Below are 16063 nucleotides of genomic sequence, written 5' to 3'. Positions count from 1 at the left end.
GGAGCCGCGTCAGCGCTTGCGGCCGCGCCGCTCGCGGATGCGCATGCCGATCTCGATGGGCGTCCCCTCGAAGCCGAACGTCTCCCGGAGGCGGCGCACGATGAACCGGCGGTAGCCGGGGTCGAGGAACCCGGTGGTGAACAGCACGAACGTCGGCGGCCGCGTGGACGCCTGCGTGGCGAACAGGATGCGCGGCTGCTTGCCGCCCCGCAGGGGGTGCGGGTGCGCCGCCACGAGCTCGCCCAGGAACGCGTTCAGCTTGCCCGTGGGGATGCGGCGGTCCCAGGACTCCAGCGCCGTGTCCAGCGCGGGCACCAGGCGGTCCTTGTGCCAGCCCGTGAGCGCGGAGATGTTCACCCGCGGCGCCCAGGCCACGTGGGCCAGGTCCCGTTCGATCTCCTTCTCCAGCTGGGGGCGGCGGTCCTCGTCCATCTGGTCCCACTTGTTGAAGGCCAGCACGAGGGCGCGCCCGGACTCCAGCGCCATCTGCACGATGCGCACGTCCTGCTCCGAGATCACGCTCGGGGCCTCCAGCAGCACCACGGCCACCTCCGCGCGGTCCAGGGCGGACGCCGTGCGCAGGGAGGCGTAGTAGTCGGCGCCGTGCGCCATGTGCTGGCGACGGCGGATGCCGGCGGTGTCCACGAAGCGCCACAGCCGCCCGCCGAGCTCCACGAGCTCGTCCACCGGGTCGCGGGTGGTGCCCGCGTAGTCGTCCACGACCACGCGGTCCGCGCCGGCGAGCTTGTTCAGCAGGGAGGACTTGCCGACGTTCGGGCGGCCCACGAGGGCGATCCGACGGGGGCCGCCGCGCGGGACGAGCCCGCCGTGCGCCGACTCCTCCGGCAGCTCCTCCAGGGCCGCGTCCAGCAGGTCCGCCACGCCGCGCCCGTGCACCGCGGAGACGGGCCAGGGGTAGCCGAAGCCGAGGGACCACAGGGAGGCGGCGTCGGCCTCCTGGACCATGTCGTCCACCTTGTTGGCGGCCACGATCACGGGCCGGTCCTTGCGGCGGAGCATGGTCACGACCGCCTCGTCCGTCGCGGTCATGCCCACGGTGGCGTCCACCACGAAGACGACGGCGTCGGCCACGTCCACGGCCAGCTCGGCCTGGTCGGCGACGCGCTTGTGGATGCCCTTGGCGTCGTGCTCCCAGCCGCCGGTGTCCACCACGGTGAACACGCGGCCGTTCCACTCGGCCTCGTAGGAGACGCGGTCGCGGGTCACGCCCGGCACGTCCTCGACGACGGCCTCGCGGCGGCCGATGATGCGGTTGACCAGGGTCGACTTGCCCACGTTGGGGCGTCCGACGATGGCGAGCACGGGCGGCACGGGCAGGTCGAGGTCGAACTCGTCGTCCCCGTCCCAGTCGGCGAGGAGGGCGGCGTCGTCCTCCTCCAACTCGTAGTCGCCGAGGCCGGCGCGCAGGGAGGCGGCGCGGGCGTCGGCCTCCTCGTCGGAGATGGCGGCCAGGCGCTCGGCCAGGTGGTCCTCACCGGCGGGCTGGTACTCCTCGCCCTCCGTCAGGGGGGTGTTCTCGGTCATCGGGGCGGTCCTTCCGGGTCAGCGGCCCGGGACGGCGTCCACGCCGGCCTGGTCCTGCACGGCGGCCAGCACGGCCGCGACGGTCTGCTCGAAGTCGAGCTCGGTGGAGTCCACGAGCGCCACGCCCTCGGCGGGGCGGTCGAACGTGGAGACGGCGGAGTCCCGGGCGTCGCGGCCGGAGACCTGGCGCTCGAGGGTGGCGGCGTCCCGCTCCCCCGCGCCGGCACGCTGCAGCTGGCCGGAACGGCGGGCCATGCGGGCCTCGGCGGAGGCGGTCAGCAGCACACGGGCGTGCGCATCCGGGGCCACCACGGTGGTGATGTCGCGTCCCTCGGCGACGATGCGTCCGGCCCCGGCGATGGCCGCGCGCTGGCGGCGCTGCAGCTCCTCGCGCACGGGGATCACCACGGCCACGGTGGAGACGACGTCGGTGACACGGTCCTCGCGGATGGCGTCCGTCACGTCCGTGCCGCCCACGACCACGGACTCGACGTCCGGGTCCGTGGACTGGCGCAGGTCCATGGCGCGGGCCGCGCCGGCGATCGCGTCGGGGTCGGCGAGGTCCACGCCGGAGTCCAGGACGTGCCAGGCCACCGCGCGGTACATGGCGCCCGTGTCCAGGTAGGCCGCGCCGAGGCGACGGGCCACCGCCTTCGACACGGAGGACTTGCCCGAGCCCGAGGGCCCGTCCACGGCCACCACCAGGGCGGGGCGCGCCGCGTCGTCGTGCTGGGTGTGCTCGGTCATGGCTCAGACCACCTTCCATCCGGCGTCGGTCAGCGCCGACACGAGTTCGTCCTTGCGTCCCGGCAGCACCGAGACGTCCACCATGCCGACCCGGTACCCGGAGGCGTGGTCGAGGCGGATGTCCTCCACGTTCACGCCCGCGCGCCCGATCTCCTCGAACAGCGCGGCGAGCTGGCCCGGCGTGTCGTCCACGATCACGGTGACCAGGGCGAACGCCTGCGGCGGGGCGCCGTGCTTGCCCGGGATCCGGGCGCGTCCGGCGTTGCCCTCCGCGATCAGCCGCGCGACGTCCAGCCGTGCGCCGGGCGCGGACGGCGCCTCGAGCGTGCCGATGAGCCTGTCCAGATCCTCTCGCAGCCCGTGCAGCGTGGGCACGATCTGCGGCGCGTTGCCGGCCAGGATCTGCACCCACAGGTGCGGGTCCGAGGCCGCGATGCGGGTGGTGTCCCGCAGCCCGTTGCCGGCCAGGGCCAGCGAGGGGTCCGGGGCGTCCTGGAGGCGGGAGGCCACCAGGGACGCGGCGATCTGCGGCAGGTGGGAGATCAGGGCCACGGACGCGTCGTGGTCCGCGGCGGACATGCGGTGCACCGTGGCCTGCAGGGTGCGGGCCAGGGCCTCCCCCGCCGCGAGCGCGGCCGGATCCGTCTCCGCGGCCGGGCAGAGCACCCAGGGGCTCGCCGTGAACAGCGTGCCGCGCGCGGCGACGGGACCGGAGCGCTCCGAGCCGGCCATGGGGTGGCCGGGCAGGTACCGGGCGACGTCGCCGGGGGCGATGTCCCCGCGCGTCGCGGCCTCGCGCACCTCGGCGAGGATCGCCCCCTTGATGGAGGCGATGTCCGTGACCACGGCGTGCGGCCAGCGGCGCAGCGAGTCCACCACGACGGCGGGCGTCACGTCCGGCGGCGCACCGACCACCACGAGGCCGGGGGCCAGCGCGGGGTCGTCGAGGTCCACGACGGCGCCGGCGCCGATGTCCCGGGCGACGGCCAGCGCCGTCGGCGAGGGGTCGTCCAGCAGGACGTCGGCGCCAGCGGCGCGCAGCCCCAGGCCGATCGAGGCGCCGAGCAGGCCGGTGCCACGGACCAGCACGGGGCCGGAGAGGCCGGCCGGGCCGGCGCCGCCCTCGGCCGGGATCACAGGTCCACCAGGGCCTTGAGGTGGCCCTGCTCCTGCGCCGTCATGGCGCGCACGGAGCCCTGCTTCTGGTCGCCGAGGAGGATCGGGCCGACCTTGACGCGCACGAGGCGCTCGACGGGGTGGCCGATCTCCTGGAACATGCGGCGCACGATCCGGTTCTTGCCCGAGTGCAGCACGACCTCGACGAGCACGTGGCCCGGCGTCGAGTCCACGAGCTTGAAGGAGTCCACCTTCGCGAGGCCGTCCTCCAGCTCGACGCCCTCCCGCAGGCGGTTGGACACGCCCTTGGCCAGCGGGCCGCGGGTCTGCACCAGATAGGTCTTGGGCACCTCCCACGAGGGGTGGGTGAGGCGGTTGGCGAGCTCGCCGTCGTTGGTGAGGATCAGCAGGCCCTCGGTCTCGTTGTCGAGGCGGCCCACGTGGAAGAGGTTCTCCTGGCCCGGCTTCAGGTAAGTGGCGATCGAGGGGCGCCCCTCCGGGTCCAGCATCGTGGAGATCACGCCGCGGGGCTTGTTGAACACGAAGTACTGCTTGGTGACGTCGGTCTGCACCGAGATCCCGTCGACCTGGATGCGGGAGCGCACCGGGTCCACGCGGACGCCCGGCTCGGTGACGACGACGCCGTCCACCTCCACGCGGCCCTCGGCGATGAGGTCCTCGCAGACGCGGCGGGAGGCCACGCCGGCGGAGGCCAGCACCTTCTGCAGGCGCTCGCCGTCCTCCACGTGGATCTCCTCGAGGTGCTGGGCCTTGGCGCGGGCGGCCCCGGCGCCCTTGCCGCGCCTGGAGCGGACGCGGCGCTCGGCGGCGTCCTCGTCGAAGGCGGGCTCGTCCTTCGGACGGGCGGGGCCGCGGCGGGCGCCGAGGTTGCGCTGGAAGTCACGCTCCGAGAACGGGCCGCCGCGCTTGCCTGCGGCGGGGGTGCGTCCGGAGCCTCGCGGCTTGCGGGAGTTCATGGAGTCGGGGTCCTTCCGGGATCGGGGCCGCACGGAGCCGGAGGGCGCACGCGCGGAGAGGTCGGCGCCGTGTCCGTTGAGGAGGCGCCGTGGGGGTGTGGGGAGGGCCGGCGTCGGGTCGTTCCGACGGCGCCCATCCGGCCATTCTCGCAGAGATCGGGCCCGGATGCGCTGAGGCGCCCGTCACCCGGCTCCGCGCAGGCGTGCGGAGCGGGTGCCGGGCGCCTCGTGCGGGGCCGGCGTCAGCGGCGGATCACGGCGCTCCGCCGCGGCAGATCAGCTCGCGGGCCAGCTGGCGGTAGGCCTTGGCGCCGTCGTGGTTCTCGGCGAACACGGTGATCGGCGTCGCGGCGACGGTCGCGTCGGCGAACTTGATGGACCGTTTGATCACGGTCTCGAACACCCGGTCCCCGAAGCCGTCCACGAGCGAGCCCACGACCTCCTTGGAGTGGAGGGTGCGCTGGTCGAACATGGTGGCCAGCACGCCGTCGATCTCGAGGTCCGGGTTGAGCCGGTCCTGGACCTTCTCGATGGTCTCCACCAGCAGCGCCACCGCGCGCAGGGCGAAGAACTCGGCGGTGAGCGGGATGATGACGCCGTCCGAGGCGGTCAGCGCGTTGACGGTGAGCAGGCCCAGGGAGGGCTGGCAGTCGATGAGGACGACGTCGTAGTCGTCCTTGACCTGGCGCAGGGCCCGATCGAGGACCTGCTCGCGGGCGACCTCGTTGACCAGCTGCACCTCGGCGGCGGAGAGGTCGATGTTGGCGGGCAGCACGTCCATGTTCTCGAACGCGGTGGGGAGGATCGCGTCCCGGGCGGTGACCTTGCGCTCCATGAGCACGTTGTAGACGGTGACGTCCAGCTCGTACGGGTCCGCGCCGAGGCCCGCGGAGAGGGCGCCCTGGGGGTCGAAGTCCACCATGAGGACCTTGCGGCCGTAGCCCGCGAGCGCGGCCCCCAGGTTGATCGTGGAGGTCGTCTTCCCGACGCCGCCCTTCTGGTTCACCATCGAGATGATCCGCGCAGGTCCATGGCCGGCCAGCGGGGTCGGCTCGGGGAACTCGTGCTTGGGGCGCCCGGTGGGCCCCAGAACGGGCTCGCCGTGCACGGTCATGACGGGGATCGGTTCCTTGGGGGTCACGGCGGCGCCGGCTCCTTCCACGGTGGTCGTCTGGGCGCGTCGACGGCCCCACGCCGCGGGACCGCGGCCGGAGGTCGTCCTGCTGGGGACCCAGCCTAGTGGGTGGTCGGCGTCGGCGGCCCCGGGCGACGCCGCGGACGCCCCCCCTCCCACGGGCCGGCGCCGGGTCCCGGGCGTTGCTCGAGCACACCTCGTCGCCCGACTGCGTGCAGGGGGCCATCGACGACGACATGATGCTCACGGGCGCCGTCGACGAGTGGCGGTTCATCGTGCAGACCCTGGCCGACCGCCTCGACCAGGCCGCGCACGCCGCGGGCACCCCCGTGTCGACCGCCGCGGATGTCGACGCCGGCACCCCCGCCGGCACCGTGTCCTCCGACCACCAGGCCGGACCCGACATGGTGGTGATCCCCGCCGGCACCTACACCGCCGGCTCGACCGACGCCGAGCACGAGGCCTGGGGCGTGCCGGAGAATCGCCGGGACTTCGAGCTGCCCCAGCGCGAGGTGACCATTGCCGAGCCCTTCGCCCTGGGTCGCACCGAGGTCACCGTGGAGCAGTTCCAGGCGTTCGTGGACGACACCGGATACCAGGTGTGCGGCGGGTCCCGTTGGTGGGACCCGGAGGATCCCAGCGCCATGACGTTCAACCCGGAGCTGTCCTACCTGGACCCCGGCTTCGAGCAGACCCCCGACTCCCCGTCCGTCGCCCTGACCCGCCAGGACGCCCAGGCCTACGTCGACTGGCTCTCCGAGACCACCGGGGAGTCCGACCGGCTGCCCACGGAGGACGAGTGGGAGTGGGCCGCCCGCGGCGGGGCCGACACCGCCTTCTTCTGGGGCGACACCCTCGACGAGGCGGCCCGCTACGCCAACACCTACGACACCGTCTCCCAGGCGGTCAACGGGTTCCCCTGGGAGAGCCTGTCCGTGACGGACCGCTTCGCGCACACCGCCCCGGTCGGATCGTTCGAGGCCGACGGCTTCGGGCTGTACGACGTCACGGGCAACGCCCGCGCGTTCATGGCGGACGACTGGATCGAGGACCTCTCCGGCACGGCGGGCGACGGCTCCGTGCACGACGGCCCCGTACCCTTCCCGGTGGTCCGGGGCGGCGCTTGGAACTACCAGCCGCAGAACCTGCGCCTGGACTACCGCGGCGCCTACCTCTCCGCCGAGGTGGCCACCACCATGTTCGGCTTCCGCGTGGTCCGCGACCTGGGCTGAGCCGGGAGGCACAGACGCCGCCGACCCGGCACCAGGAGCGATCCTGATGCCGGGCCGGCGGCGTCGTCGACCGGTCGGGTCAGTACGTGGAGGCGGCGTGGCTGCCGCCGGTCTGCTCGACCATCGAGGGGTGCGCCTTGGCGTCCTCCAAGACGGCGTCGCCGTGGCCGGCGACCATGGCCTCGTCGAACTTCAGCTCGCCGCCGAGCACGCGGCGGGCGCGGTCCCCGTCGAGCTCGCCGACCCACTGGCCGATGAGCAGGGTGGCGACGGCGTTGCCGGTGAAGTTGGTGAGCGCGCGGGCCTCCGACATGAACTTGTCGATGCCCACGATCACGCCCATGCCGCCCAGCAGCTCCGGACGGTGCGCCTGCAGGCCGGCCGCCAAGGTGGCCAGGCCCGCGCCGGTGACGCCGGCGGCGCCCTTGGAGGCGATGATCATGAAGAGGAGCAGGCCGACCTGCTCGCCGAGGTTCATCTCCATGCCCATGGCGTTGGAGACGAACAGGGCGGCCATCGTGAGGTAGATGGCGGTGCCGTCCAGGTTGAAGGAATAGCCGGTGGGCACGGTCACCCCGACCACGGACTTGTCCACGCCGGCGTGCTCCATCTTGGCGATGAGGCGGGGCAGGGCGGACTCGGAGGAGCTGGTGGCGAAGATCAGCAGGTACTCGCGGCCCAGGTACTTGAGCAGGGAGAAGATGTTCAGCCCGGTGACGACCTTGAGGATCGTGCCGAGCACGAGGGTGATGAACAGGATGCAGGTCAGGTAGAAGGCGCCCATCAGGAGGAGCATCGCGCCGATGGCGGACCAGCCGGTGGAGCCGACGACGGCGGCGATCGCGCCGAACGCGCCCAGCGGGGCGACCCACATGATCATCATGAGGATGCGGAAGACGACGCCCTGGATCAGGGTCAGGCCGCGCAGCAGCGGGGCGCCGGCGGGGCCCATCTGCTGGAGCGCGAAGCCCACGAGCAGGGCGACGAACAGCACGGGCAGCACGGGCATGGAGCCCGGGATGATGTCCAGGAGGAACTGGACCGTGGAGTCCAGGGGGGCCTTCGGCTTGTTCGGGTCGTAGGGGGTGAGCTTGAGGCCCTCGCCCGGGTGCACGAAGTTGCCGACCACGAGGCCGATGGCCAGCGCGAACGTGGACATCGTGATGAAGTACAGCAGCGCCAGGCCGCCGACCTTGCCGACCGTGGCGGCCTTCGCGATGGACCCGATGCCCAGCACGATCGTGCAGAAGATGACCGGGCCGATCATCATCTTGATGAGGGAGACGAAGCCGTCGCCCAGGGGCTTGAGGGACTTGCCGAACTCCGGGAACAGCAGGCCCACGGCGGCGCCCAGGATCACCGAGGCGATCACGCTGATGTAGAGCCAGTGGGTCCGGTCCTTCTTCTTGACCGGGACCGCCTCGGCGGGGGATGCGTGCGTCATGGCACCGCCTTTCTTCGCAAGACCCGCCTGCGGACGGCGGGGACGGCTCCACCGTCCCCCGGCGGGGTGGCCCGCGTCACCCTTGCGGTCATAGTGGTCACACCCCGCCCTCCCGGGAGACGATCGGGGGGAGGACGACGCCGAGTCCTTCAGCGCCGAGCGGCGCAGAGCAGCGCAGAGCAAAAGAGGAGCAGCCGTGCGCCACCCCTGGTCCATCGCCCGCCGCGTGGCGGCCAGCCTCGTGCTGCTGCTGTCCGTGATCGCGGTGTTCAGCGGCTGGGCCGGCTGGCGGCAGGCCCGGGATGCCACCTTCGTGGTGGAGGAGCGGCACGTGCTCGGCGTCGCTCGCCTGGCCGCCCGGGAGGAGGTCGTCGTGGACGCCCTCGGCTCCCCTGCCGGGGCCGCGGCGCTGCAGGCGCGCATCCCCTCGGTGGTGGACGACGCGGGGGTCTCCTGGCTGACTCTGCTCGACGCGCGGGGCACGCGGGTGGCGAGCTGGCGTCCGGAGCAGGTCGGCACGGCCTATCCGGCCCCCGTGGACCGGGCGCTCGCCGGGGAGTCCTGGACGGAGGTCTCGGCGACGGGTCCGGCCGGCATCTCGGTGCGGGCGCTCGTGCCCGTCCGCGACGCCGAGGGCGCCGTCGTCGGGGTCCTCACCATGGGGGTGCGGGTCTCCGAGCTGGAGGTCGCCGCGTCCGCCCAGCTGCCGCGCCTTGCGGTGACGTTCGCGCTCACCCTCGCCGCGGGCCTCGGCGCGGCCCTCCTCGTGGCGCGCTACCTGCACCGCGTCACCCTGGGGCGGGGTCCCGAGGACCTGGCCGAGTCGTTCCTGCTCTCCGCCGCCGCGATGGACTCGCTGGAGGCCTCGCTCGTGGTGCTCGCGCCGGACGGGAGCATCCGCCAGCACAACGCCGCCGCCGTGCACGCGCTGGGGCTGCCGGCCCGCACGGAGGACGGCACGGTCCCTGCGGCCGCCCGCCTCCCCGAGGAGCTGGCCCGGGCACTCGAGGAGCACGCCGACGCGGACTTCCCGGCGCGCGTCGGCGACCGCCTGTTCGTGGTCCGGCAGCGCGTGCTGGGCGCGGCCCGCCCGCGGCGGGGCGGGGCCGTGGACGACGCCGCCCGCGAGGGGATCTCCCCCGCCCCCGCCGGCACCCGGGTCCTGATGCTGCACGACCGCACGGACCTGCAGCGGCTCACCGACGACCTCGCCCTGTCCCGGACGCTCACCGCCGCGCTGCGCTCGCAGACGCACGAGCACGCCAACCAGCTGCACACCGCGCTGGCGCTGCTGGACTCCGGGCGCACGGACGCCGCCCGCGACGTGCTCACCCGGCACCGCCGCCCCGACCAGGACGCCGAGGACGTCGTCTCCGCCCTGCTGGAGGCCAAGGCCGCGCAGGCCGCGGAGCGCGGCGTGGAGCTGACCTACGCCGTGCGCCTGTCGGCGCCCGCACCCCTGGCCGCACTCGACCTCGTCTCGGTGGTGGGCAACCTGGTGGACAACGCCCTCGACGCCGCCGCGGACGCCGCCGAGCCGGCCGGCCGCTGGGTGGACGCGGACGTCACGTGCGACGCCGACGGCCTCCTCGTACAGGTGGCTGACGGCGGGCCCGGCCTCGATCCGGACGGGGACCGCGTGTTCGAGCCGGGGTGGAGCACCAAGCCGGCCGGGATCGCGGGCCGCGGCATGGGCCTGGCCCTGGTGCGCAGCATCGCGTCCCAGGCGGGCGGCGTCGTCGAGGTGGCGACGGACTCCGGCACGGTGTTCACGGTGGAGGTCCCGCCCGCGGGGCCCGAGCAGGACGGGGAGGCGGCATGAGCGCGGAACGGCCCTACCGGGTGCTGATCGTCGAGGACGAGGAGCTCACCGCACAGACGTGCGCGGACCACGTGACCCGCCTGCCCGGGTTCACGGTGGTAGGTGCAGTGGGCACGGTGGACGCGGCGCGGCGTCTCGTGGCCGCGGCGCTCGACCGCGACGGCCGCTTCCCCTTCGACGTGCTCCTGCTGGACATGAACCTGCCGGACGGCCACGGCCTGGACCTGCTGCAGCAGCTGCGCGCGGCGGGCTTCCAGGGCGGGGTCCTCGCCCTCACCGCCGCCACGGAGCTCTCCGTGGTGCGGCGGGCGATCGCCCTCGGCGTCGTCCAGTACCTGGTCAAGCCGTTCGGGTTCGAGGCGTTCGCCCAGCGGATGACGGGGTTCCGCAGCGCGGCCGCGCTGCTCGCGGGGCCGGGGCGGCTGTCCGGCCAGGAGCACGTGGACGACGTGTTCCGCGCCGGTCAGCGACGGGGCGTGGAGGAACTCCCCAAGGGCCTCTCGGCGGGCACCCTCCAGGCGGTCCTCGACCTGGTGCACGATGCCGACGGCGGCCGCAGCGCCTCCGAGGCCGCCGCCGGGCTGGGCCTGTCCCGCGTCACGGCGCGGCGCTACCTGGAGCACCTCGAGCGGATCGGTCGGGTGCGCCGTCGCGCACGGCACGGCGGCCGCGGGCGCCCCGAACAGGAGTACGTCTGGGCACCGGGGGCCCCTTCCGCATGAGCGGGCCCCGCCCGTTCCACGGGCGGGGCCCGCTCATGCGGAAGGTGCTCAGCCGGCGGGCCGCAGGACGGCCGCGAGGTCCTCGAGCACCGAGGCGTCCTCGATGGTCGAGGGCACGGCGACCTGCTCGCCGTCGGCCAACTGGCGCATGGTCTTGCGCAGGATCTTGCCGGACCGGGTCTTGGGCAGCGCCTCGACCACGGCCACGTCGCGGAAGTCGGCGACGGGGCCGACCTCGCGGCGCACCGTCTGCACGAGCTCCGCGAGCAGTGCCTCCTCGGCCTCGCCGCCCGGCTCGGGGCGCTCCACGCCGGCCCTGAGCACCACGTAGCCCGAGGGCCGCTGGCCCTTGAGGGTGTCCGCGACGCCGATGACGGCGCACTCGGCGACCGCCGGATGGGAGGCCAGCGCGGCCTCGAGCACGCCGGTGGAGAGGCGGTGGCCGGAGACGTTGATGACGTCGTCGGTGCGCCCGAGGACGAACACATAGCCGTCCTCGTCGACGATGCCGGAGTCGCCCGTGGCGTAGTGGCCGGGGAAGGCGGTCAGGTACGAGTCGACGTAGCGCTGGTCCGCCTTCCAGAGGGTGGGGAGGGTGCCGGGCGGCAGCGGGAGGCGGATCGCGATGTTGCCCTCCTCCCCCGGGGCCACGGGCGTGCCGAGGCCGTCGACCACCACGACGTCGAAGCCCGGGCTGGGCACCGACGACGAGCCGGTCTTCACGGGCAGCTCCTCCAGGCCCACGGGGTTGGCGGCGATCGCCCAGCCGGTCTCGGTCTGCCACCAGTGGTCGATCACCGGCATGCCCAGGACGCCCTCGATCCACTTCTGGGTCTCCGGGTCCAGGCGCTCGCCGGCGGCGAAGAAGTGGCGGAGGCTGGAGACGTCGTACTCGGCCAGCAGCGCGGCCTCCGGGTCGGCCTTGCGGACGGCGCGCAGCGCGGTGGGAGCGGTGAAGAAGGAGCGCACGCCGTGGTCCTGGATCAGACGCCAGAACGCACCGGCGTCGGGGGTGCCCACGGGCTTGCCCTCGTAGAGGACGGTGGTGGCGCCGGCCAGCAGGGGCCCGTAGACGATGTAGGAGTGGCCCACCACCCAGCCCACGTCGGAGGCGGTGCACATGACCTGGCCGGGACCGACGTCGTAGATGTTCTCCATGGTCCAGCGCAGGGCCACGGCGTGGCCGCCGTGGTCGCGGACCACGCCCTTGGGCCGGCCGGTGGTGCCGGAGGTGTAGAGGATGTACAGCGGGTCGGTGGCGGCGACGTCCACGCAGCCGGCGGGGGCGGCGTCGGCGACGGCCTCGGCCCAGTCCTCCCACTCCGCCCCGCCGCGGTCGGCGACGTCCTCGCGGGCGGTGGCGAACCCCTCGCGGTGGTGGACGAGGACGGTGCGCACGGGGTGCTCGGCGATTTCGAGGGCCTCGGCCACGGCCGGCAGGTACTCGACGCGGCGTTTGGGCTCGATGCCGCCGGTGCAGGTGAGCACCACGTCCGGGGTGGCGTCGTCGATGCGGGCCGCGAGCTCGCGCGGCGCGAAGCCGCCGAACACCACGGAGTGCACCGCGCCCAGGCGGGCGCAGGCCAGCATGGCGATCGGGGCCTGCGGGATCATCGGCAGGTACACCAGCACGCGGTCCCCCTTCCCGACGCCGCGTTCCGCGAGCGCGCCCGCCAGGCGGGCGACCTCGGCGGTGAGCTCCGCGTAGGTGAAGCGGGTGACCTCGCCCGTCATGGCGGAGTCGTGGACGAGCGCGAGCTCCTCCCCGCGGCCGGCGGCCACGTGCCGGTCGAGGCAGTTGTGGGCCGTGTTCAGGACGCCGTCCGGGAACCAGCGGTACAGGGGCGCGGCGGAGTCGTCGAGCGCCCGGGTGGGCGGGACGGTCCAGTCGATCGCCTCGGCGGCGGCGAGCCAGAACGACTCCCGGTCCTCGAGGGAGCGGCGGTGGACGTCGGCGTAGGAGCGGGGGGCTGCGGTGGTGTCGGTCGCCATGGCTCGAGGATAGTGGCGCGGATCACGTGGCACAAGAGATGTGCATACATAAGGGGCCGCCGCCGGGAGTCGCCCGCACACGCACGTCGGATTCTCACCCCTTGAGAGGCGGTTTTTCCGTGCCCCCGTTCACACCGGCCGGGGTTTCTGTATACAGTGGCGCCATGCGAGTCAGCGACCGGGCCTATGCCGCCCTGCGCGGGGAGATCCTCGACTGGACCCTGCCCCCGGGCACGGTGCTGGGCGAGGTCGAGCTCGCGGACCGCCTCGGGATCTCCCGCACCCCGGTGCGAGAGGCCCTGGCCCGCCTCGTGGCCGATGGACTCGCCGCCCAGGCGCCGGGCCGGGGAGTCGTCGTCGCCGACGTCAGCCTCGAGGAGGCGGAGCAGCTGTTCGAGCTGCGCATCGCCCTGGAATCGCTGCTGGCCCGGCGGGCCGCCGAGCGGGCCGACGCCGACCAGGCGGCCGCCATGGGCGCCCTCGCCGACCGGTTCCTCGCGGCGGTCCCGCGCCTGGAGGCCGGTGACGAGCCGGCCGGCTACTACACGCTGACCGACGAGCTCGACGCCGGCCTCGACGCCGCGGCGGGCAACCCCTACCTGGTCTCCACGCTGCGCACGCTGCGCCTGCACCTGGCCCGCCTGCGGCGCCTGGCCGCGCACGACCCGGCCCGCCTGGCGTCGTCGGCGGCGGAGCACGCGGACATCGCCGCGGCCGTGGCCGCCGGCGCCGCCGACCTCGCCGAGGCCACCACCCGCGTGCACCTGCACCACGCGGCCACCCATCTCACCCGGCGCGCCCGCGCCGCGGAGTCGACCACCCTGCTGACCCCCACCCCCTTCGAAGGAGCACATCAGTGAAGAAGCACGACGTCCGCGTCCATCCCTCCGCCGACAACCTCGCCCGCGAGGACCAGCTCGCCCACAAGCTCGCCGAGGTCGCCGTCGACCCGGTCGAGGTGCTCCCCGAGGTCGAGGAGATGATCATCAACCGCATCATCGACAACGCCTCCGTCGCCGTCGCCTCCCTGAAGCGCGGCCCTATCGTGGCCGCCCGCGCCCAGGCCCTGTCCCACCCGGTCTCCACGGGCGGCGCCGGCGCCACCGTCTTCGGCGTGGACCAGAAGGTCTCCCCCGAGTGGGCCGCCTGGGCCAACGGCGTGGCCGTCCGCGAGCTCGACTACCACGACACCTTCCTGGCGGAGGAGTACTCCCACCCGGGCGACAACATCCCACCGATCCTCGCCGTCGCCCAGCACGCCGGCCGCTCCGGCGCCGACCTGATCCGCGGCATCGCCACCGGCTACGAGGTCCAGGTGGACCTCGTGAAGTCCATCTGCCTGCACAAGCACAAGATCGACCACGTCGCCCACATCGGCCCGTCCGCGTCCGCCGGCATCGGCACCCTCCTCGGCCTCGACGCCGAGACCGTCTTCCAGGCCATCGGCCAGGGCCTGCACACCACCACGGCGACCCGCCAGTCCCGCAAGGGTGAGATCTCCACCTGGAAGGCGCACGCCCCGGCGTTCGCCGGCAAGATGGCCGTCGAGGCCGCCGACCGCGCCATGCGCGGCCAGACCTCCCCCGTGCCGATCTACGAGGGCGAGGACGGCGTGATCGCCTGGATGCTCGACGGCAAGGACGCCCACTACGAGGTACCGCTGCCGGAGCAGGGCGAGCCCAAGCGCGGCATCCTGGACACCTACACCAAGGAGCACTCTGCCGAGTACCAGGCCCAGGCCTGGATCGACCTCGCCCGCAAGCTGCACTCCGAGCACCCGGAGGCCATGGACCCGGAGAACGTCGAGTCCGTGCTCATCAAGACCTCCCACCACACCCACTACGTGATCGGCTCCGGAGCCAACGACCCGCAGAAGTACGACCCCACGGCCTCCCGCGAGACCCTCGACCACTCGGTCCCTTACATCTTCACCGTCGCCCTGCAGGACGGCGCGTGGCACCACGTGGACTCCTACGCCCCCGAGCGCGCCGCCCGCCCGGACACCGTGGCCCTGTGGCACAAGGTCACCACCGTCGAGGACCCCGAGTGGACCCGCCGCTACCACTCCAACGACCTCTCCGAGAAGGCCTTCGGCGGCGCCGTGGAGATCACCCTCACGGACGGCACGGTCATCACCGACCAGATCGCCGTCGCCGACGCCCACCCGCTGGGCGCCCGCCCGTTCGCCCGCGAGCAGTACATCCAGAAGTTCCGCACCCTGGCGGAGGGCGTCGTGACCCCCGAGGAGCAGGACCGCTTCCTGGACGCCGTGCAGCGCCTGTCCGAGCTGCAGGCCGGCGAGCTCGACCAGCTCAACGTCCTGGCCAACCCGGCGTTCCTGTCCGAGGCCGACCTCGCCGCCGCCCCGAAGGGGCTGTTCTGATGCTGTACTCGAAGAAGACCGCCGCCCAGAAGCGCATCGACCTGCGCGAGACCCTCAAGCAGGGCGGCGCCCAGCAGTTCCCGGGCGCGTTCACCCCGCTCACGGCCAAGCTGATCCAGGAGAAGGGCTTCCCCGGGGTGTACATCTCCGGCGGCGTCCTCGCCAACGAGCTCGGCCTGCCCGACGTCGGCCTCACCACCCTGACCGAGGTGGCCGTGCGCGGGGGACAGATCGCCCGCCTCACGGACCTGCCCTGCCTGATCGACGCCGACACCGGCTTCGGCGAGCCGATGAACGTGGCCCGCACGGTCCAGGAGTTCGAGGACGCCGGCCTGGCCGGCTGCCACATCGAGGACCAGTTCAACCCCAAGCGCTGCGGCCACCTCGACGGCAAGAACATGGTGGACCTGGACACGGCGGTCAAGCGCATCGCCGCCGCCGTCGACGCCCGCCGGGACCCGAACTTCCTCATCATGGCGCGCACCGACCTGCGTGCCGTGGAGGGCCTGGACGCCGCGATCGCCCGCATGAAGGCGCTCGTGGAGGCCGGTGCGGACGCGATCTTCCCCGAGGCCCTCAAGGACATCGGCGAGTTCGAGACCGTGTGTCGCGAGCTCGCCCCGCTGGGCGTGCCCGTGCTGGCCAACATGACCGAGTTCGGCAAGTCCGAGCTGTTCACCCGGCAGCAGCTGGCCGACGCCGGCGTCGCCATGGTGATCTACCCGGTGACCCTGCTCCGCTCGGCCATGGGCGCTGCGGAGCGTGTGCTGGACGCCATCCGCGAGGAGGGCACCCAGCAGTCCCAGGTGGACCAGATGCTCACCCGGGCCCGCCTGTACGAGCTCGTGGACTACGAGGGCTACAACGCGTTCGACACCGGCATCTTCAACTTCGACGTCCCCACGCTGGACATCGACTCGAACAACGCCAACCTCTGAGAGGACCCCC

13 protein-coding genes are annotated in these 16063 nt (G+C 73.4%); 6 read left to right on the top strand and 7 right to left on the bottom strand.

From position 1 onward, the window contains the following. Positions 1-9: 9 nt before the first annotated feature. The 5 genes from der to KW076_RS07040 form a co-directional block, all read right to left on the bottom strand. Positions 10-1545, bottom strand: a complete 1536-nt coding sequence (gene der / locus KW076_RS07060) for a ribosome biogenesis GTPase Der (protein ID WP_224354645.1) — start codon at positions 1543-1545, stop codon at positions 10-12. An 18-nt stretch (positions 1546-1563) separates the two neighbouring features. Beyond that, positions 1564-2292, bottom strand: coding sequence for a (d)CMP kinase (gene cmk, locus KW076_RS07055; RefSeq protein ID WP_224354644.1), 729 nt, complete (start codon positions 2290-2292; stop codon positions 1564-1566). Between the two features lie 3 nt (positions 2293-2295). Beyond that, positions 2296-3426, bottom strand: a complete 1131-nt coding sequence (locus tag KW076_RS07050; RefSeq protein WP_224356806.1) for a prephenate dehydrogenase — start codon at positions 3424-3426, stop codon at positions 2296-2298. Next, entirely contained in the window at positions 3426-4385 is a 960-nt protein-coding gene (locus KW076_RS07045; protein WP_224354643.1) for a pseudouridine synthase, read from the bottom strand. Before KW076_RS07045 ends, KW076_RS07050 begins: the two co-directional genes overlap by 1 nt. A 253-nt stretch (positions 4386-4638) precedes the next feature. After that, positions 4639-5499: a ParA family protein gene (locus KW076_RS07040; RefSeq protein WP_224356805.1), complete on the bottom strand. Its 861-nt coding sequence runs from the start codon at positions 5497-5499 to the stop codon at positions 4639-4641. 203 nt (positions 5500-5702) lie between these two features. Between KW076_RS07040 and KW076_RS07035 the strand changes: the two genes are divergently transcribed. Continuing rightward, a complete protein-coding gene (locus KW076_RS07035) occupies positions 5703-6752 on the top strand; it encodes a formylglycine-generating enzyme family protein (protein ID WP_224354642.1) in 1050 nt (349 codons plus the stop codon). Positions 6753-6831: 79 nt separating this feature from the next. On the opposite strand, the gene KW076_RS07030 is transcribed toward KW076_RS07035, so the two are convergent. After that, on the bottom strand, positions 6832-8196 hold the full coding sequence (locus KW076_RS07030; RefSeq protein ID WP_224354641.1) for a cation:dicarboxylate symporter family transporter: 1365 nt from the start codon (positions 8194-8196) through the stop codon (positions 6832-6834). A 196-nt stretch (positions 8197-8392) separates the two neighbouring features. Between KW076_RS07030 and KW076_RS07025 the strand changes: the two genes are divergently transcribed. Together KW076_RS07025 and KW076_RS07020 are read left to right on the top strand one after the other, a co-directional pair. Then, a complete protein-coding gene (locus KW076_RS07025; protein ID WP_224354640.1) occupies positions 8393-10018 on the top strand; it encodes a sensor histidine kinase in 1626 nt (541 codons plus the stop codon). After that, complete coding sequence (locus KW076_RS07020) at positions 10015-10740, top strand: response regulator (RefSeq protein WP_224354639.1); 726 nt, start codon at positions 10015-10017, stop codon at positions 10738-10740. The genes KW076_RS07025 and KW076_RS07020 overlap by 4 nt, the downstream gene beginning before the upstream one ends. 48 nt (positions 10741-10788) lie before the next feature. Here KW076_RS07020 and KW076_RS07015 read toward each other — a convergent pair whose 3' ends face one another. Next, positions 10789-12732, bottom strand: a complete 1944-nt coding sequence (locus tag KW076_RS07015; protein ID WP_224354638.1) for an AMP-binding protein — start codon at positions 12730-12732, stop codon at positions 10789-10791. A gap of 164 nt (positions 12733-12896) precedes the next feature. Here KW076_RS07015 and KW076_RS07010 point away from each other — a divergent pair, with 164 nt between their 5' ends. From KW076_RS07010 to prpB, 3 genes are read left to right on the top strand one after another with little or no spacing between them, the layout of a single operon-like run. After that, the gene (locus KW076_RS07010; RefSeq protein WP_224354637.1) at positions 12897-13592 is read left to right on the top strand and encodes a GntR family transcriptional regulator; all 696 of its coding nucleotides are present in this window, start codon (positions 12897-12899) and stop codon (positions 13590-13592) included. Next, positions 13589-15115, top strand: coding sequence for an MmgE/PrpD family protein (locus tag KW076_RS07005; RefSeq protein ID WP_224354636.1), 1527 nt, complete (start codon positions 13589-13591; stop codon positions 15113-15115). The genes KW076_RS07010 and KW076_RS07005 overlap by 4 nt, the downstream gene beginning before the upstream one ends. Continuing rightward, positions 15115-16053 carry a methylisocitrate lyase gene (gene prpB, locus KW076_RS07000; RefSeq protein ID WP_224354635.1) on the top strand — a complete coding sequence of 313 codons (939 nt, stop codon included), beginning with the start codon at positions 15115-15117 and terminating at the stop codon, positions 16051-16053. Before KW076_RS07005 ends, prpB begins: the two co-directional genes overlap by 1 nt. Positions 16054-16063: the final 10 nt, after the last annotated feature.

The organism is Micrococcus porci, assembly GCF_020097155.1.
Classification (GTDB): Bacteria; Actinomycetota; Actinomycetes; order Actinomycetales; family Micrococcaceae; genus Micrococcus; species Micrococcus porci.
This window is presented reverse-complemented; position numbering and strand designations above follow the sequence as displayed.

Excerpts from the sequence above, each read along its gene's own strand:
- KW076_RS07030 (WP_224354641.1), bottom strand. The coding sequence starts at position 8,196 with ATGACGCACGCATCCCCCGCCGAGGCGGTCCCGGTCAAGAAGAAGGAC.
- prpB (WP_224354635.1), top strand. The coding sequence starts at position 15,115 with ATGCTGTACTCGAAGAAGACCGCCGCCCAGAAGCGCATCGACCTGCGC.
- KW076_RS07045 (WP_224354643.1), bottom strand. The coding sequence starts at position 4,385 with ATGAACTCCCGCAAGCCGCGAGGCTCCGGACGCACCCCCGCCGCAGGC.
- KW076_RS07040 (WP_224356805.1), bottom strand. The coding sequence starts at position 5,499 with ATGACCGTGCACGGCGAGCCCGTTCTGGGGCCCACCGGGCGCCCCAAG.
- cmk (WP_224354644.1), bottom strand. The coding sequence starts at position 2,292 with ATGACCGAGCACACCCAGCACGACGACGCGGCGCGCCCCGCCCTGGTG.
- KW076_RS07010 (WP_224354637.1), top strand. The coding sequence starts at position 12,897 with ATGCGAGTCAGCGACCGGGCCTATGCCGCCCTGCGCGGGGAGATCCTC.
- der (WP_224354645.1), bottom strand. The coding sequence starts at position 1,545 with ATGACCGAGAACACCCCCCTGACGGAGGGCGAGGAGTACCAGCCCGCC.
- KW076_RS07015 (WP_224354638.1), bottom strand. The coding sequence starts at position 12,732 with ATGGCGACCGACACCACCGCAGCCCCCCGCTCCTACGCCGACGTCCAC.
- KW076_RS07020 (WP_224354639.1), top strand. The coding sequence starts at position 10,015 with ATGAGCGCGGAACGGCCCTACCGGGTGCTGATCGTCGAGGACGAGGAG.